The organism is Psychrobacter sp. 1U1, assembly GCF_051847535.1.
Classification (GTDB): Bacteria; Pseudomonadota; Gammaproteobacteria; order Pseudomonadales; family Moraxellaceae; genus Psychrobacter; species Psychrobacter saeujeotis.
Genome location: NZ_JBPYDD010000002.1, coordinates 121,299 through 138,959 on the forward strand (window position 1 = coordinate 121,299; position 17,661 = coordinate 138,959).

At 43.5% G+C, this 17,661-nt stretch carries 14 protein-coding genes; 2 read left to right on the top strand and 12 right to left on the bottom strand.

All coding sequences use genetic code 11. The annotated features are described in order from the left end of the window. Positions 1–22: 22 nt before the first annotated feature. From ACS8FB_RS02845 to maiA, 9 genes are all read right to left on the bottom strand, one after another. The gene (locus ACS8FB_RS02845; RefSeq protein ID WP_439260910.1) at positions 23–1,246 is read right to left on the bottom strand and encodes an ABC transporter permease; all 1,224 of its coding nucleotides are present in this window, start codon (positions 1,244–1,246) and stop codon (positions 23–25) included. Then, positions 1,243–2,505 carry an efflux RND transporter periplasmic adaptor subunit gene (locus tag ACS8FB_RS02850; protein WP_439260911.1) on the bottom strand — a complete coding sequence of 421 codons (1,263 nt, stop codon included), beginning with the start codon at positions 2,503–2,505 and terminating at the stop codon, positions 1,243–1,245. The genes ACS8FB_RS02845 and ACS8FB_RS02850 overlap by 4 nt, the downstream gene beginning before the upstream one ends. Positions 2,506–2,627: 122 nt before the next feature. Then, positions 2,628–3,479 carry an HpcH/HpaI aldolase/citrate lyase family protein gene (locus tag ACS8FB_RS02855; RefSeq protein ID WP_439260912.1) on the bottom strand — a complete coding sequence of 284 codons (852 nt, stop codon included), beginning with the start codon at positions 3,477–3,479 and terminating at the stop codon, positions 2,628–2,630. A gap of 159 nt (positions 3,480–3,638) precedes the next feature. Then, positions 3,639–4,925 (bottom strand): L-pipecolate oxidase, encoded by a 1,287-nt coding sequence (gene amaA / locus ACS8FB_RS02860; protein ID WP_439260913.1) that lies wholly within the window; start codon positions 4,923–4,925, stop codon positions 3,639–3,641. Positions 4,926–4,940: 15 nt separating this feature from the next. Then, complete coding sequence (gene nhaC / locus ACS8FB_RS02865) at positions 4,941–6,410, bottom strand: Na+/H+ antiporter NhaC (RefSeq protein ID WP_439260914.1); 1,470 nt, start codon at positions 6,408–6,410, stop codon at positions 4,941–4,943. Between the two features lie 217 nt (positions 6,411–6,627). Then, complete coding sequence (amaB, locus tag ACS8FB_RS02870; RefSeq protein ID WP_439260915.1) at positions 6,628–8,118, bottom strand: L-piperidine-6-carboxylate dehydrogenase; 1,491 nt, start codon at positions 8,116–8,118, stop codon at positions 6,628–6,630. A gap of 192 nt (positions 8,119–8,310) precedes the next feature. Continuing rightward, positions 8,311–9,738: a 2-oxoadipate dioxygenase/decarboxylase HglS gene (hglS, locus tag ACS8FB_RS02875; protein ID WP_439260916.1), complete on the bottom strand. Its 1,428-nt coding sequence runs from the start codon at positions 9,736–9,738 to the stop codon at positions 8,311–8,313. A 328-nt stretch (positions 9,739–10,066) separates the two neighbouring features. Further along, positions 10,067–11,029, bottom strand: a complete 963-nt coding sequence (locus tag ACS8FB_RS02880) for a LysR substrate-binding domain-containing protein (RefSeq protein WP_439260917.1) — start codon at positions 11,027–11,029, stop codon at positions 10,067–10,069. A gap of 402 nt (positions 11,030–11,431) precedes the next feature. Then, positions 11,432–12,073 carry a maleylacetoacetate isomerase gene (gene maiA, locus ACS8FB_RS02885; protein WP_439261292.1) on the bottom strand — a complete coding sequence of 214 codons (642 nt, stop codon included), beginning with the start codon at positions 12,071–12,073 and terminating at the stop codon, positions 11,432–11,434. A 221-nt stretch (positions 12,074–12,294) separates the two neighbouring features. Between maiA and ACS8FB_RS02890 the strand changes: the two genes are divergently transcribed. Continuing rightward, complete coding sequence (locus ACS8FB_RS02890; protein ID WP_439260918.1) at positions 12,295–13,140, top strand: IclR family transcriptional regulator; 846 nt, start codon at positions 12,295–12,297, stop codon at positions 13,138–13,140. A gap of 63 nt (positions 13,141–13,203) precedes the next feature. Here the strand turns inward: ACS8FB_RS02890 and ACS8FB_RS02895 are convergent, their stop codons facing one another. The 3 genes from ACS8FB_RS02895 to fahA form a co-directional block, all read right to left on the bottom strand. Continuing rightward, positions 13,204–14,268: a TRAP transporter substrate-binding protein gene (locus tag ACS8FB_RS02895; protein ID WP_439260919.1), complete on the bottom strand. Its 1,065-nt coding sequence runs from the start codon at positions 14,266–14,268 to the stop codon at positions 13,204–13,206. A gap of 69 nt (positions 14,269–14,337) precedes the next feature. Continuing rightward, complete coding sequence (locus ACS8FB_RS02900; protein WP_439260920.1) at positions 14,338–14,913, bottom strand: VOC family protein; 576 nt, start codon at positions 14,911–14,913, stop codon at positions 14,338–14,340. A 164-nt stretch (positions 14,914–15,077) separates the two neighbouring features. Beyond that, on the bottom strand, positions 15,078–16,370 hold the full coding sequence (gene fahA / locus ACS8FB_RS02905; protein WP_439260921.1) for a fumarylacetoacetase: 1,293 nt from the start codon (positions 16,368–16,370) through the stop codon (positions 15,078–15,080). A 486-nt stretch (positions 16,371–16,856) separates the two neighbouring features. Between fahA and ACS8FB_RS02910 the strand changes: the two genes are divergently transcribed. Continuing rightward, a complete protein-coding gene (locus tag ACS8FB_RS02910) occupies positions 16,857–17,534 on the top strand; it encodes a DUF421 domain-containing protein (RefSeq protein WP_439260922.1) in 678 nt (225 codons plus the stop codon). Positions 17,535–17,661: the final 127 nt, after the last annotated feature.

A 17,661-nucleotide genomic window follows, 5' to 3' on the forward strand; every position in this document is an offset into this window, starting at 1 on the left:
GGACTCATGATTTGGCATGTGATTAAACATAGCGAATAGCCACTACTGGATCCAGAGCAGCGGCTCGACGTGATGGTATCGCAGCAGCCAGAATACCAGTGAGCGTCGCTAGTAACATTGCCAGCATGATTAAGTTTGCAGACACTGGAATATAAAATAAACCTGGTCCAAAAGTATTAAACACCCATACTAGAGCGTAACTGGCTACGCTACCTAGCATTGATCCAAGTAAACCAAAGACTGCACCCTGAATCAGAAAAATTCGTAAGATTTGCTGACGGGTAGCGCCAGTTGCACGTAAAATACCAATCTCTCGAGTGCGCTGCACAACGCTGACGGACAGCACACTCGCAATGCCAAAGGCCACCGAGATAGCCACAAAGACAATAATCATATTGGTAGATAAGCTTTGTGCGGAAAGCGCATTCATCAGTTGCGAGTTGGTCTCAATCCAGCTCTCTGCTTGCAACGAAGTCAAGCGACCTACCTGCGCGGCGATATCTTCTGCTGCAAAGATATCTGCGACGGTTAAATCAATTACGGTGACCCCGCCTGGAAGACTGAGTAGTGATTGTGCTTGCTTCAAATCCAAGTAGACATAGCGAGCATCTAACTCACGTACACCTAAGTCAAATATACCGACGATATTTACTACTGCACTATTCTGTTGCCCAGTTTCTATGCGCAGCTTACTACCTACTTGCACTCCTAGGTTTTTTGCCAATTCGCTACCAATCAGCACATCATCAGCGCCTACTCGCAGCTTGCCACTAATGAGATAATCTTCCAGCGGAATGATCTTCTGGTAACGTTCAAGGTCGGTACCAACAAGTGCTACCGACTCTAATGCATCACCGCGACGGACAAATGCTGGCCCTGATACCGTCGGTGATACTGCCGTCAACAATGGCAGCTGATCCAAAGTCGTCGTTACCTGTTGCCAGTTATTGATTGATCGTAGTCGCTGTGGGCGTTTATCTTCTTGTACCAATTGTACAGTACCAGCTTTAGGCGGAATCACCCGATTGACTTCATCCGGTGACAACAAACGAATATGCGCCTGAGTGCCCAAAGTGTTTTCGATAAGATTAGACTGCAACCCCTGAACCAGAGCCGTAATAAAGATGATAACAGCCACACCCACTGCTACGCCTACGGTAATCATTAACGACTGCGCACGCCCCTCGCGCAAAAAACTCATCGCAATGGTTGCTTCAATCCATAGTCGCCCGAAGAAATTTTTCAATTTAATTTCACCGCTGGTTCATTACGGGTAGCTGAATTATTATCGTTAGTTGGCACATTGCTATTTACATCTTTGCTACTTTCAGAGAATGGCATTGCTTGTACTTCAGTGCGTACTCGCGCGCCATCAGCCAATGATGAAGTTGCATCAACTAATACTTGATCGCCAACGTTTAGACCTTTGATAACTTCAGACATTGCTAAGCCACGCAGGCCTAAAGTTACCTTCTGCCGTTGTACTTTACCATTATGCAATAGCAGTACTTGGGCATTATCCTCTTGGACATTCGCTAAAGCATCATTTGGAATCACTAGCGCCTGCTCGCGGCGACCTGTTTCGATATTTACCGATACCGTCATGTCTTGACGCAAAAATTGAGGCATTGGATCAACGCTTAATCTAACCTCGACTGTACCGCGCTGTGAGTCAATGCTTGGTGCAATGAAGTTGATACGAGCAGCAAAAGGTTTGTCTGGATAGGCATCAGTGACGCCTATCGCACTCTGCTGCAATGCTAGCCGTGACAAGTTACGCTCATCAAGTGGCACCTCAATCTCTGTACTTCCATCGAGCGCAATGGTAAATAAAGTTCGACCAGGCTGCACCAAATCACCAGGCTCTACATCACGGGTCAATACCGTCCCTGATACCTCGCTACGTACTTTAGTTTTATCAAGTTGCGCTTGCAAGGTAGCGATACGCTCACGTAGTAAAACCTCCTCAACGCCGCCAGATGCTAATGCTTCTGCTCGCAAACGTGCTGCTTTAAGATCATTACGAGCCTGATCTTCCACCTGCTCTGCTTGCTCCATCTCTTCATCTGAAATTGCCGAAATCGCTGCCAACTCGCGCCGACGTGCTACGTTACGACGAGCTTGCGCTAGCTGCACTTTCACTTTGGACAAATCCACTACGGCTTGTGGTCGTGTACTAGTTATAAGTTCAGCCAACTCAGCCTCAGCTTGACGCACTTGAGCAGCAACGCCATCTGAACTTAGTACCAGTAATAGATCTCCTTTTGCAACTTGGTCACCTTCTTGTACCAAGCGCTCAAGTACCACACCAGTTACTTCACTACCCACTTGAGTACGTGACGTCGTTACTACACGTCCGGTCGCTACCACCGTCTGTACCAGTGGCATGGATGAGACGCTGTAACTAGGCAACAACGGCCCTCGCCACCAACGGAATATCACAAAACCAACGGCAAGCAGCAGCAGTACGATAACAATCACATACTTATAGTTGACAGCGCGCAATGGGTTTCTCCAGTTCAAATTAAAAGCGAGTATATCGACGGGCAAAGTGGCTTATATGTAAAAATTGTAAATTTAACTGTGTACATAATAAGTGTGATAAAACGTAGATTTTGCTTCTCAACCTACTTAGCTAACAGCTGTACACAGCGCTGAATCACTGGCGCATCGACCATTTCACCATCTACTTTAAACACAGCTTGTCCACTGCGCTCATACTCTTCTATCACACGCCTAGCAAACTCAATTTCAGCATCTGTTGGTTGCAGCGCGTTTTGCACAACAACCACTTGCTTAGGATGAATACAGAGCATGCCGGACATGCCCATTTGTGACCATAGCTGTACGCGCGCGCTCAACCCTTTGGCATCATTAAAATCGGGATACACCGTATCAATGGGCGGCGACAGCTGATTGATTTTTGAAGTAAGGATTAATTGATAGCGAATCTGATTGGCGACGATATCTGCCGCTAGCGTCCCTACTTGGACTCCCAGATCATTGCATAAGTCTAGAAAGCCATAACTGAATGCGACCAGTCCTGTCGCTTTTGCCATAGCATTGACTTGATGCAAACCGATGGCATTTTCTATTAATGCAATGACAAATAATCCGGTTAAATGATGAATGTATTCGATATCTGTGGCCTGTTCAGCTTTAGGTAATATGACGCCAGCAAGATTGGGCATCTGCTCACATGCTTTTATATCTTCAGCAAAATCAGTACTACCTGCTTGATTAATGCGTACCCAAACTGGTTGATCGTCTGCACTATCATAATATCCTTGCAATGCTTTGCGCGCTTGCCCCTTATCCTCTTGAGCAACCGCATCCTCTAAATCAACAATCACTGCATCTGCACCGCTAGCAAAGGCTTTGCTTACCCTATCTATTCGAGTCGCTGGGACGAATAACCACGTTTTATTATTCACTACATTAGCCATATGAGTGAGATTTTTATTGCTAGGTGCCTGCATGTGAGTGTCCATTTTTTTAAATATAACTGTTTTATGAATGATGAAAATAGAAGAAAAAAGCCAGACAACATAAATGCTGTCTGGCTTTAACCATAATGCTAATACGGTTATTAATCAATACTTTACTGATTTATATAGCTTACAAGAATGCTCATCAATTTATCTGATGATTTTTAAACATTGCCCTGCATGATACAGCGTTAATCCTACTTCAGTAAATCCAGATTTAATTCCTCCAAAAGAGACTTTCGCTTCTTCTAAGGTCTTAAATGGTAAAGGGATACTTTCTCTATTACCCGTCAGTATATAGTCTGCAAAGCACTTACCCATTAGCGTGCCTGTGGTAATGCCGCGTCCGTTATAAGCCGTGGCTGTCAGTAAGCCTTCATCGGGCTCCATGACTCGGAAGATATGATCTTGGGTGAAGCCAAAGCTGCCCGTCCACTCATATTGCCATTTAAATGCTGGCAAATCTGGATAATAGCTTTTTTGCACAGCGTTGGCCCATGATTGGTAAAAAGATTTTGGTTTAAGCTGGGTACCGCCTACCGTTCCCAATAATAAGCGATCATCGTCATCACGGCGAAAGCTAGATAACGCTAGTCGCGTGTCCCATGCGCCTGTCTTATAAGGTAAAATACGATCTGCAGCCTCTCCACTCAGCGGTTCGGACGCAATCTGATAGTAATAAACCAGATAAAACGTCTTGGTAATTTCTGTCCATTCGCCTTCGGTATAGGCATTCGTCGCAATAATGACGCGCTCAGACTTTACGCGGGCTTTAGAAGTCCTTGTGTACCAATGGTCATCTACTTTCTCTAATGCTTCAACGGCTGAATGCTCGTAGATAGTCACGCCAAGATCTGTCGCTACTTTTGCCAGTCCTCTGACATAGGCCAGCGGATTTATGGTACCGGCGCGGTGATCTAACAGTGCTTTATTGATACTTTTGGTACCACAATACTCATGACATTTGTTGCCAGTTAACACCTCAACATTTGCACCGCGACGGCTGAGCTGCTCGTATCTGATATCGACATCGATTTCACCTTTAGCGTTGTGTGCCATGTGAATATTACCAGCTTGCGTGGCTTGCGCATCGATATCATAACGCTTGATTAAGTCAAATACTAAGCTTGGCGCTTGTCCAAGAGCTTCTGTCAGACGCTCGCCTGCCGCTTCGCCTAGTGCAATGTTCAAATCATCGGGACGTGCCCAAGTACCTGCATTGACCAGTCCTACGCTTTTTCCTGAGCCGCCACTACCGATCGTTTGGCTCTCAAGCAAAATAACTTTAACACCTTTTTCGGCCAAATGAATCGCAGCCGATAACCCTGTATAACCGCCTCCAATGATACAGATAGTCGCTTGGGTATCGCTACTCATCTGGCTGTAGGTGTCAATATTGGGCGCAGTCATGTTCCATAAACATTGCTCTTGCAACATCTCATACTCCCTTTATCACACTTCACTAATTGAATTAGCAGAAGAAGTGTCAGTGTCGAGCTTTTCTACGGTTGGCTCTTCACGCGGTATAAACTTATCAAGGAACGCCCATAATAAGCCAAATAAAGGCGACAACCAACAGGCAAATGCAAAAGGTGCATAGGTTAATGTCGCAATTCCAAGCGTAGCCGCGACAAAGCTACCACCCATATTCCACGGGATAAGCGGTGACAATAGCGTACCACTGTCTTCGATAGAGCGTGTTAGCGTTGTGCGCTTATAGCCCATCTCTTTATATTTCTCTTTTAATAAACGTCCTGGTAATACCAAAGTCGTATAAACGTCTCCGATAAGGGTCCCTACACTAAGGACACTACCGTAAGTCGTAAAAATCAGACCTAAGCGTGACTTCACGAAATGGTTGATTTTTGCCATGATGGCTTTTAGTGTACCGTAATGCTCAAGCGAACCGACAAAAGCGAGTGCGAAAATGGTCAAGGTAATGACCCATGTCATCGACATGACGCCGCCCTTTGATAGCAACTGATCAACAACGTCAAAACCCGTTTCACTGACAAAGCCATTTTGTAAAACGTTAAAAATCTCACTAACTCCAACGCCTTGCAGAAAAAACGCAATCAATGATGCCACGACGACACCACCTAACACAGTCGGTATTGCTGGCATTTTCATGACAGCCGCGATAACAACCACAAGCGCAGGCAGTAAGGTAATAATACTTAAATTGTAGTTGTCAGCTAGGCTTGTTTGTAAGGCTCGGATAGAAGATAAATCAATACTATCATCGCCATAACCCATGCCAATCCAAGCATAAATCGCTAAAGCAGTAACCATCGCTGGGACGGTCGTCGGCAGCATACCTCTAATATGATCCCAAAGCTCAACGCCTGCAGCAGCAGGAGTTAGGTTGGTAGTATCTGACAATGGCGACATTTTGTCCCCAAAAAAAGCACCGGAGACGATAGCGCCGCCTGTAAAATGCGCTGGAATACCAAGTCCCATGCCGATACCCATCATCGCGAGACCAACCGTACCGACTGTGCCCCACGAGGTGCCGGTGGCGACAGAAATAATGGCACAAATAATACAGACTGAAAATAAGAATGAGGAAGGAGAAAAAATACTAAAACCGTAATAAAGAATGGTCGGAACTGTCCCTGCAATAATCCATGAGCCAATGAGCATACCGACGCCCATTAGAATAATCATCGCCGGTAAGCCTATCTTAATAACTTTTAAAAATCGCTCTTCCATACCTCGCCAGTCGCGGCCACGCATCTTCATAAATAAGCCAGTGATCAAAATGCCGCAAGCCAGCGGTATATGCGGGGTAAAGTCTTTAAATACGAAAAACTGCACCATAAGAATCATGGCAGTCAATACTAGAGGGGCAATATCAAGCAAGAAACTAGAAGACGGACCATAGCCGTCGTTCGCGGGGTCGTGCGGTTTGTCATCTATCATAATAGATCTACCTTCCTTAGTAGTCGTCAATAGGTCTTGCAACCAATCCTTAGTTGCTTATTATTTTTAGTCTGCCAAGCCTACGTGGAGTATACTTGGCAGTTGGTGTCCAGCGATTTGTACGTAATGTTTTGTGCTGAGCAATATATATTCAATCAATCTATATAGAAGCTACAAATTAAATCGAAACTTTAATTACTGACTGCACACACTTGTATTAACCGAAGCTAATACCTTGGGCAAGTGGTAACTCTGTCGAATAGTTGATGGTGTTGGTTTGACGACGCATATAAGCTTTCCATGCATCAGAGCCTGACTCACGTCCACCGCCTGTTTCTTTTTCACCGCCAAACGCACCGCCAATCTCTGCGCCACTAGTGCCGATATTGACGTTAGCGATGCCGCAATCACTACCACGATCGCTGAGGAAAGTTTCAGCTTCACGCAAATCATTGGTAAAGATACATGACGAGAGCCCTTGCGGAACATCATTTTGCATCTCAATAGCATCATCAAAGTCTTTATAGGTCATGACATATAAAATCGGCGCAAAGGTTTCGCTTCTAGCAACGTCGTTTTGCTCATCAAACTCTACAATGGCAGGCGTGACATAATAAGCATCAGGATATTTGTCTGCTAAGACACGCTCACCGCCTGTGACTGTGCCGCCTGCTTCTCGAGCCTTTTCTAGCGCGGCTTGCATGTTGTTAAAACTGTCTTCATCAATCAGTGGACCGACCAAATTGCCTTCTAAGGGATGACCAATACTGACGGTCTCATAAGCAGATTTTACACGTGGTAAAATATCGTCTTTAATAGATTCATGGACAAAGAGACGGCGTAATGTGGTACAACGCTGACCAGCTGTACCAACCGCTGAGAATATAATGCCACGTAACGCAAGATCTAAGTCGGCTGTCGGCGCCAAGATCATAGCGTTATTACCACCAAGCTCTAGTAAACATTTACCGAAACGATCGGCAACTTTTGGCCCGACAGCTCTACCCATGCGCGTGCTTCCAGTAGCGCTCACCAAAGCCACGTCTTTGTTTTCAACTAAAGCATTACCAACATCTACCTTACCCAATATCACTTGAGATAGATGCTCTGGTGCCTCACCAAACTTTGCCAAGGCTTTTTCAAACATGGCTTGACAGGCCAAAGCGACCAAAGGTGCCTTCTCTGACGGTTTCCAAATTACAGGGTTACCGCAGACGATGGCCAGCGCAGTATTCCAAGACCATACTGCCACAGGGAAGTTAAACGCAGAGATGACACCGATAACACCAAGCGGATGCCACGTCTCACGCATATGGTGACCTGGACGCTCAGAGGCAATCGTCAAGCCATAGAGCTGACGTGAAACGCCGACAGCGAAGTCGCAGATATCGATCATCTCTTGTACTTCACCTAGGCCTTCTTCTTTGATCTTGCCAGCTTCAAACGACACCAGCATGCCCAAATCTTCTTTATGCTCGCGCAGCACTTCACCGAGCAGACGAATCAATTCGCCACGCTTGGGCGCAGGAACGACCCGCCACTCCTTAAACGCTTTTTTGGCATTTTGGATTTTATTATTAACCTCATCGACGCTATCTAAGGTTATTTTGCCAATAACCGTACCGTCTATAGGCGTATTGACTTCAAAATCGCCATGTTGATATTGCTCTTCTTTGACACCCATGGCAGACATGTATTGCTCAATCATACTCAATCCCTTGTATAGTTATTTGTAATATCCTTAATAGATATTTAAGCTACCTTGCAACGCGATAACTTGCAAAATAATAAATTTCTTACAGTCATTCCATTTTGGAATAGCGAATAAATAAAACCGCTATATGTATTTGTTATACATAACAGCCCTTCGGCCATAGCTGTTTTATATACACCCGTACTCCTATACAAAACTGTTTAAAGCATTTATGCAGTCTTTTAAGCTTTGAGCTTGTATCTCTTCATATAACGCCAGCTCATCATAGATACTAGCGCCAAGCGCTTGCTCAAACTCATGCTGATTTGAATTGCCATCATAGTTGCTTTGCTTGCCTTGCTGAAGATTAGATTGAAAAATACCAGCGGCACTAACAGGCAGAAAATCTTCGTAAACGATAGGTTCAATCCGGATAGTGCCTTTCTCAATCAAAGCGTTTACTACTTGTTTTGAATCGACCGTTTGTGCATCAACGGTTTCTAAATGAAGCATAGCACTGTCTACATCTGCAGCATTATCGACTGCTTGATAATAAAAGTAAGCGAGCGCCTCATTATGCATGGCTTGATAATCATCAGGGAACGCGTCGAACGCCCTCTCTAAAATTTGATAATACTCCGAGGCATTGTCTGCGTTCGGAGTCGCGCCTAATTGACTGCGTGCTTGGCTAAGCAGCTCGTCATATAGCGCTCTACCCTTTGGTGTTAATGCCACACCGCGCTGCTCAATCTCACCAAAGCGTGCGGTATGATGACCCTGTTCGTACTCGCCGTTTGGGTTTTTAAAAAGAACGGCTTCCTCTAATGCTTTAAAGCTCGTCTGTCTTAATAAAATCGGACACTCCCGTTTTGGCGGCCCCTCGATAATTGCTTTTGGCGGGATGCCCTTTGCCTGCATGCCTTGCTGTACGGTATCTATATCCAGCGTTCTAGGAGTCAAATGGTTGATATGTGGGCCTTTAAAACCGACCACATCAGCTATGAGACCGTGCTGCGCTAATAAGCGTTGATATAGCTCTTTTGAAATCGGTGTTTTATCATGCCAGCGAAAGGTTTCTAAAGCCTCTTTTATAAATTTCTCGCCTTCCTCTGCCGTCAAACCGCCCTGCGCTTCAAAGCGCTCAATCAGGCTAACGACATTATCGGTAAAGATTTGACGGTTGGCTAACGCAGTTATGGCGTCTTGTTTTAATGCTTCATCATTAATCAAGTCAAGGCGCAGTAAAGAGGTAAATACACGAAACGGGCTTTGATTTAATGCTTGCGCATCAATGGCTCGAAAAGCCGTAGAATGAACGGGCACGCCAGCAGGTGCCAAATCATAATAGCCCACAGGGTGCATACCCATGACAGCAAAGAGACGACGCATCATGCTAAGCTCGTCCGCTGTGCCCAATCTAATCGCACCGTGGCGCTCCATACTGAGTCTATCAAGCTCTCCGGTGTGCGCCAATTGCTCTTTAATCTCAGGGTTTTGGTTTAGCACCTCAGTATTCACTTTAGCAACCAAATCAAGCAAATCACCATATAGTGGGACTTCGGTTTGGTACATGGTCGACATCGCCATAGAAAACTCGTGGCGAATATCATCGCGACTTATAAACGTATGATTCACAGATAGACATCCTTGTTAAAATCTCAGAAATTTTATTTGACGCTTGTCACTGATTTGAGCAAAACCCTGCCTGCTCAGCAAACGAATAATAGTTATGCGCTCATTCCTTTTTGTCATTGCCGATAGAATGTTAGATTTAATACATGAGTTAGCAAAGAAAAATCACTCCTCTTTGCTAAGACATATATGTTTACATATTGATTTTAAGTTTAGCGATGCGCTTTAGGATATGCTTTAGATAAAAAGCAAGTTTTGAATAAAGAAAGGTCTTTGGGTAGAGTCCGACATAGACTTGCCGATAAGGGTAAATATAAAACCATTTCAACGATTAAAACACAAAATCTATCGCATTCTCATGCTGGTTAGAGGTTTCAAGATACGCTGAGATCCATTCTAAAATGACTTTTACCTTGTGGGAACGTCCCAAAGATAAAGGATAAGTTATATAGTAAGAGCCCCGTCCTTTTGATGCATAATTCCATGCTGTCACTAGCGCCCCTGATTGCAACTCAGGAGCAACCAACCGCAGGGGTACGAGTGCGATACCATAACCAAGCAGGGCAGCAGCAATGCACGCGTGAAAAGTATCAAAACGCGGACCGACAAACGTCCCATCGATACTAATGTCTTGTTGTTTAAAATACTCATACCAAGCACTTGGACGTGAGCTCAACTGTAGCAAGGTGCAATCGTCTGCATTGCTCGTACAAAATTTTTTATCTTGATTTTTATCATACAAATATTCTGGTTGGCAGACCGCCACACAATATTCATCAAACAGCTTAATCGCCTCCATACCGCCCCAAATGCCATCACCATATAAAAAAGCAATATCGACGTTTTGATCCTCAGAAAAAAAGGGTTCAGCCAGCTCTTTAATATCTATATTAATCAACGGATGCTCTTGGCTGAACCCTTTTAGCGCAGGTATCAGCCAGCGTGAACAAAACGTGGGATGTGAGACAATTTTGAGCACTTCTGTATTATCACTATGTGACATCAAACTAGTGGTCGCCACCTCAATATGCTTGAGAATCTCTAGCACTTCAAGGTAATAAGTCTTGCCAGCTGGCGTCAATGAAATCCGGTGCGGCGTACGATAAAAGAGTGAAATGTTTAACATCTCCTCTAACTGCGCAACCTGCTTACTGATGGCGCTTTGTGTCATATGCATCTCTTGCGCGGCATGGGTAAAGCTCAGATGCCGCGCGGCCGTCTCAAAACATTGCAGCGCAGTCGTCGATGGATATCTTCTAAACGCAAGGGGCTTACTGGTTTCGGTTTTCATCATTTATAATTTTTATCTCATGTAAATACAAAAGCAGCAAAAGCTGATTGACTATCGCTTTCATTTAATTATGCAAACTGTATAAGCCTATCTAAACTGGCAAACGGTTTGCGCATTATTGTGGCGACGCTGATCGTCTTATTAATAAAAACTCTTGTTCAAGTATTAAGATTATATCTCAAATTGAGACATTGGATTGAAGGATTGGACAGTAGGTACTGATATTAAGCCTAATGATTCACGCTCTTTGATAGTCTAATCAAAAGCATTACCTTAAAAAAACATTCTATCAGTCATAAAACGACAGCAAAAAGCCGATAACAAAATAGCTATCGGCTTAATGAAATGAATGACAATAAAATAATTAATAGTTAAATCAGCGGTGAACGCATTTAAGCGTTATTCTTAATGCGGTGCATCAGGCTGATTCATAGGATCTGCATCAAAAAATGCTTGGAGCGTACGGCAGTGCTCATCAATGGCCATGATATTTGGGTAAGGTGTTAAATCCACCTTAAAGCGGCGAGCTGAATAGACTTGCGGGATTAGATAGCAATCTGCAAACGTTGGACTGTTACCGTAACAGAATTTGCCGCGCGCCTCATCTTTTGCCAGTAACGTCTCTAATGCAGCAAAGCCTTCCTCTATCCAGCGCTGACACCATGCCAACACTTCATCCTCGTCAACTGACAACTCATTGCGTAGGTATTGCAAAATACGGCGGTTATTAATCGGGTGAATGTCACAGCCAATCATCGCACTTAGCGCTCGTACTTGCATACGGCCAGCAGCGTCTTTGGGCAATAATGGATTGTGCGGATAAACCTCTTCTAACCACTCTAAAATAGCTGGGCTTTGATAAAGCAATAAGTCGTCCGTCTGTAAGGCTGGTACTAGGCCTTGCGGATTAATAGCTTTAAATACTGGCTCAGACTGCTCATCCTTTGCCAAATTAATAGAGATTGCATCGTAATCTAAACCCTTTAGGTTCAACGCGATACGTGTACGGTGTGAAGTGCCACTACGAAAGTAGCCATAAAGTGTCATCATAGTTATTCTCCTGCCTATGTCGTTGTAAGTGCTGAGCTGTAGATATTGAGCAACACATGATTCCATTCAAAAAATTCGGCCAAACTTATCACTGTATTATTAGTAATGAGCGTTTTTCTATATATACCAAACGCTCTTTATTACCTATATAATTAGCCATGGTAGTAAACCTGTCAAACCTAACCATCAAATCGTTTTTTTATTCAACTGAGTCATCGATGTCATCAACAGAAACAGCAGTAAATAAGAATCAAGGCGGTATTCAATCACTTGAGATTGGTCTCTCTGTACTAGATGTGCTTATAGATTACCATAAACCTATGATGCTAAAAGACATTGCTGAAGCGATGCAAATGCACCCTGCAAAAGTGCATCGTTATTTGGTCAGTCTCATTCGTAAAGACTATGCACGCAAGCTGAGCGATGGACGCTACGGGCTCGGTAACCGAGTCAATGCACTGGGACACAATAGCTTCGATCAAAACAATATTTTGCAGCGCCTAACCCATGCGGCGACTGAAATCAAAGATACCATTAACTGCGGGGTACAAATCGCTAAGTGGTTCAGTGAAGGGCCCATCGTTATTCATTCTTTTGAGCCGGACAGTCCGATCAGTATCATTACTCGTATAGGCTCACGTATGCCGCTGGCGTCTTCTGCGACAGGTAGACTGTTTGCCAGCTATCAGCCTGAGACTATTATCAAACCTTTGGTGCTTGCAGAGTGGCAAGGAGATATTAATATTTTGGCTGCCGTTCCCACTACCAAGCCTGATAACGCTGAACTATCTGCTAAATGGCAAGCGTTTACTAAACTGCAAACCGATATTCGTACGCAAGGTTATGCCACGGTTGCTGGAGATATGCTAATGGGGATTAATGCCATTAGCATACCCGTCATTTTACCGCAGTCTAAAGATATTAACGATATCGACTCATCTACTAACGATGTGCTATTAGAATATGCGCTCACTATTATCGGTACTGCTGAACAACTTCCATTAGATAATCAGCAAGTCAGGGATAGAATATTAGCAATAGCTAAGCGTTATCAGATTACTTAGCTATTTTACTAATTAGTGTATCTGCAAAAATCGCTCATTTAATCTATCAGAGATAGTTAAACTTTACAGACAGGCTGTGCTGGCCACTTTGGTTTTTTCATAAACGGTTTGACCATCCAAGCCTTTGGCCGCTAATTCATCTAGATATCTCTGCGTACCCTCGAGTAATGGACCTTGCCACTCAGGATCATTTAGAGGATCTGGAATATCTATCATCGTATCGCCTTTGGCACGAGCGGCAGCCATTGCTTCCTCGTTACTTTTGTCAAATATTTTGGCGATACGATCTGACATGACTAGTCCTGAATTATCATCAATCACCTTTTTGAGATCATCAGGCAGACTATTGTATTTATCCTTGTTCATGGTGACTACAAAGGTAGAGTTATAAAAAGGTATATTGGTGTGTGCGTTAAGTAGCTCATCAAGACGAAAAGCTTGTATAGGTTGCCAAGTGAAAGCTAGACCATCAATGACGCTGCGCTGTAGCGAAGTGTAGGTATCACTGGCGGGCATCCCGACGGGCGCTGCACCAGTAGCTTCGATAATGTGACTGGCAACCACAGATGGTTGACGAATGCGCATACCCTTCATATCTGCTGGCGTACGTATAGGCTTGTCAACAGTATGCAGCGCTCCCTGTCCTGAACCCATTAAAGCAAGCAGATGAGTGTCCTCATATTCATCTGAAATAATTCCATCGTCGTAGAGTTTATATAGAATGCAGGTCTGCTGCTCTGCTGTATTGGATATGCCTGGTAGCTCTACGACTTGAGTCAAAGGAAAGCGTCCAGCGGTATAGCCCTGCACTTGCATACCAATATCTACGGTGCCTTTTGCCGCAGCATCGTAGGTGGCGCCCGGCTTGCTCAAAGTAGCGGAAGGATAAATTTCAATCTTTAGACGACCATTTGACTCTTCTTCAATCTTTTTGGCCCATGGCTCAAAGCCTTCAGTATTCATATTATCGTTAGCTGTCATAAAATGTGAGAACCTAAGCGTCGTCACATCATTTGGGGCACCATTGGCTGATGTAGCTTGATCATTATCAGAACATCCAAATAATGATAGCCCAGACATAGTAATTACGGTAGCCAGAGCGATTCTAGTAGATAGTTTGGTTTTCATCGTAGAGTCCTTTCTTGATGATTGAGTTCTCACTATTAATACCTATTAAAGCTTAGTATGAAGCGATACCTACTCCCCTACAGGTACTTGCTCTTTAGCTTCTTTTAACTCTTCGGCATGCAAAAACTGCGTATGAGCTGGTGCACGTTTAGTACGTGACCATTCATCAAGCATTTCTTGCTTCATCTCTTCAGTAATCATCGAGATTTTTGCTTCTGAGGCAGAGTCATCATAGGTCAGCTCTAAGCGATGGCCATTGGGATCAAAGAAATAAATAGAGTGAAAAATACCGTGATCGGTCACACCAACAATATCGATGCCAGCAGACTCTAACTGCTCTTTGGCAGCCATAAGCTCGTCACGGTCTTTAACTTTAAGTGCTAAGTGCTGCACCCAACTTGGGGTATTAGGGTCAAACCCCATCTCAGGCTGATTGGGCACTTCAAAAAATGCCAATACATTGCCGTTACCAGCATCTAAAAAGATATGCATGTAGGGATCAAAGGCTTTGGTAGAAGGCACATGGTCTTCAGCGAACGCTAAAATGAAGTCCATGTTTAAGTGTTTTTTGTACCACTCTACGGTTTCTTTAGCATCTTTGCAGCGATAGGCTACGTGGTGAATTTTTTCTATTTTAAAACTCATATCAATATCCTTTTGATAAGGCGCAAAACCTAAGAGGAATGCTTTCACTAGTGTTTTTGGCATACAACCTAAGCCAAGTAGCTGTTTATATTAACGATGAAACTATTGATAATATTCATATTAATAACAGCTATTGACTGTTTTGCGCTTATACTGTGTAAATTTTATACGTCAAAATCAAAGTTTAAAGCTGGTAGCACCTTTCCGCGTACTTCACCAAAGCCGACTCGAATACCATCCTTTTCACTATAGCCTTTCATAATGACCGTATCGCCATCTTCGATAAAGGTACGTGTGCTCCCGCCTTCGAGCTCAACAGGTTTGGTCGCGTTCCAAGCAATCTCAAGCATTGAGCCGTACGAATCTGGCGTTGGTCCTGAAATAGTACCTGAGCCCATCATATCGCCGACCTCAACTTTACAGCCAGTAATGGTGTGATGCGTCAATTGCTGCGCCATCGACCAATACATGTATTTAAAGTTGGTTTCAGAGATGACGGTAGCGCTCTCCGCATTTTCTGGAAGCAACTCTACTGACAAATTGATATCAAAGCTGTTATCAGATTTTGTTTCTTGTAGATAAGCCAATGGCTTGGGATCCTGGTTTGGAATTGACGTTTTAAAAGGTTCTAGCGCATCTAAGGTGACAATCCAAGGAGATATCTCTGAAGCAAAGGTTTTGGCATTAAAAGGACCTAATGGCACATACTCCCATTTTTGAATATCACGGGCTGACCAATCGTTAAACAGCACCATACCAAAAATATGATCCCATGCGTTTTTGATAGAAATTGGCTCACCGATTTTGTTAGGTTGCCCCACGATAAAGGCGGTTTCAAGCTCAAAGTCAAGACGCTTACAAGGCGCAAAAATAGGACGCTCATCTGGATTGGGCTTGAGCTGACCTGACGGACGAATGATATCTGTAGCACCTGTCACAAAGACCGTACTGGCGCGTCCGTTGTAGCCGACTGGCATCTCTGTCCAGTTAGGCAATAGCGCATTAGCAGGATCACGGAACAGCGTACCAACGTTAGTAGCATGCTCTTTGGACGAATAAAAATCAGTGTAACCAGGCACATGAACAGGCAGATGCATCGTGACATCGGCTTGCTTAAATAACGCCTTACCTTGCAAGTCTTGGTTATCACGTAGCGTGTCCGTGTCAGCAGATAACAGGGTCTGAATGGTGCTACGCGCGCTAGTCCAATTATTCCGACCAGAATCAATAAAGGCGTTCAATGTCGGCTGATCAAAATAGCTACCGCCTTCTAATTTAAGTAAGCCTTCGGCTTCAAGTACCGCTAAGTCTAAAACGTGCTCACCAATGGCGACACCAGCACGGCGCTTACCATCGGCAGTGTCACTAAAGATGCCATAAGGTAAGTTGTGGATAGAAAAATCAGAATCGCTTGCGATATCGAGAAATGAGGAAAGGTTTTTGTCACTCGTTGACATAGGTGGCTCCTTGCTAGCTAATTGGTTTAAAAACTATTTTTGTAAAAATCACTGTGATAAAAGACAAATCTTATCAAATAATTATAGATAAATCACAAATATAAAATTACGTATAGATTAACTACTTACGTATAAGGTAATTTAAATTCATCAATATTGCAAGCGATTCCTAGGCTTTTGAGTAAGTTAGGAAAACTCATCTATGTTCGAACGTTTTGTTTTTTTAGTAGCTATGTTTTTAATATCTATGTTTTTAGTCCCTATTTTTTAATCCTTATTTTTAGCTTTTATATTGCTTTACGTTATAAGGTATAAAGATATTGATTTATAATGCGGCAGTCATTCAAACACGCTGTAGCGGTTTGTCATAGGCTCTATTTATGACGTGAAACCATTGCAGCAAAGCATGACTTTAATTGAAGGCAGTAGTAATAACGATGGCATGATTAATAATAATAATCGATCACTAAAAAAGGATAAACATACATGGATCTGGCAAGCATCTTTATTCATGACACTACTTGGGCATTTGCCGCCGAAATCGTGATACGCGTAGTAGTAATGTTTAGCATGATTATTATATTTTTACGTTTTACTGGTAAACGCGGTGTCCGGCAGCTGTCTATTTTTGAGCTGACGATTATTTTGTCACTAGGTTCTATCGCTGGTGATCCGATGTTTACCGAGGACTTACCCATCATTCAAGCACTGCTCATCATGAGTATTGTGATTATCATGTATCGACTCTGCACTTGGATGATGATGAAATATCAGCCTTTTGAGGATCTTTTGGAAGGAAAGTCGCTTTATATCGTCGAAGATGGCACGTTAGTACTGGATAAAATTAAAAGAGGCAAAATGTCACATGACGAATTTTTTGCTGAAATGCGCCAACAAGGGGTTGAACACTTAGGCCAGGTACGTGTCGGCTTATTAGAAACTGATGGCTCATTTAGTTTATTGCTATTTGCGCCCGATGAAACACAGTATGGTTTGCCACTTTTTCCTAAGCAGTACCAAGCAGTTGACGAGATAGACCCAAAGCATTGCTATGCTTGCATGCATTGTGGTTATGTCGATTATATTATTAAACCAGATCAGCGGTGCGTGCGCTGTGAATGTAAGAGTTGGGCGAAAGCCTTAGATAGTGGCATTGTTAGATAATGACATTGTTAGATAATGACATTGTTAGATAATGACATTGTTAGGTTAGACAGTGAGATAGACAGATAGCAAAACTGTTAGATAGCCTAAAATCAGCCTTTGACTGACTCAAAACCAATAAAGCCGT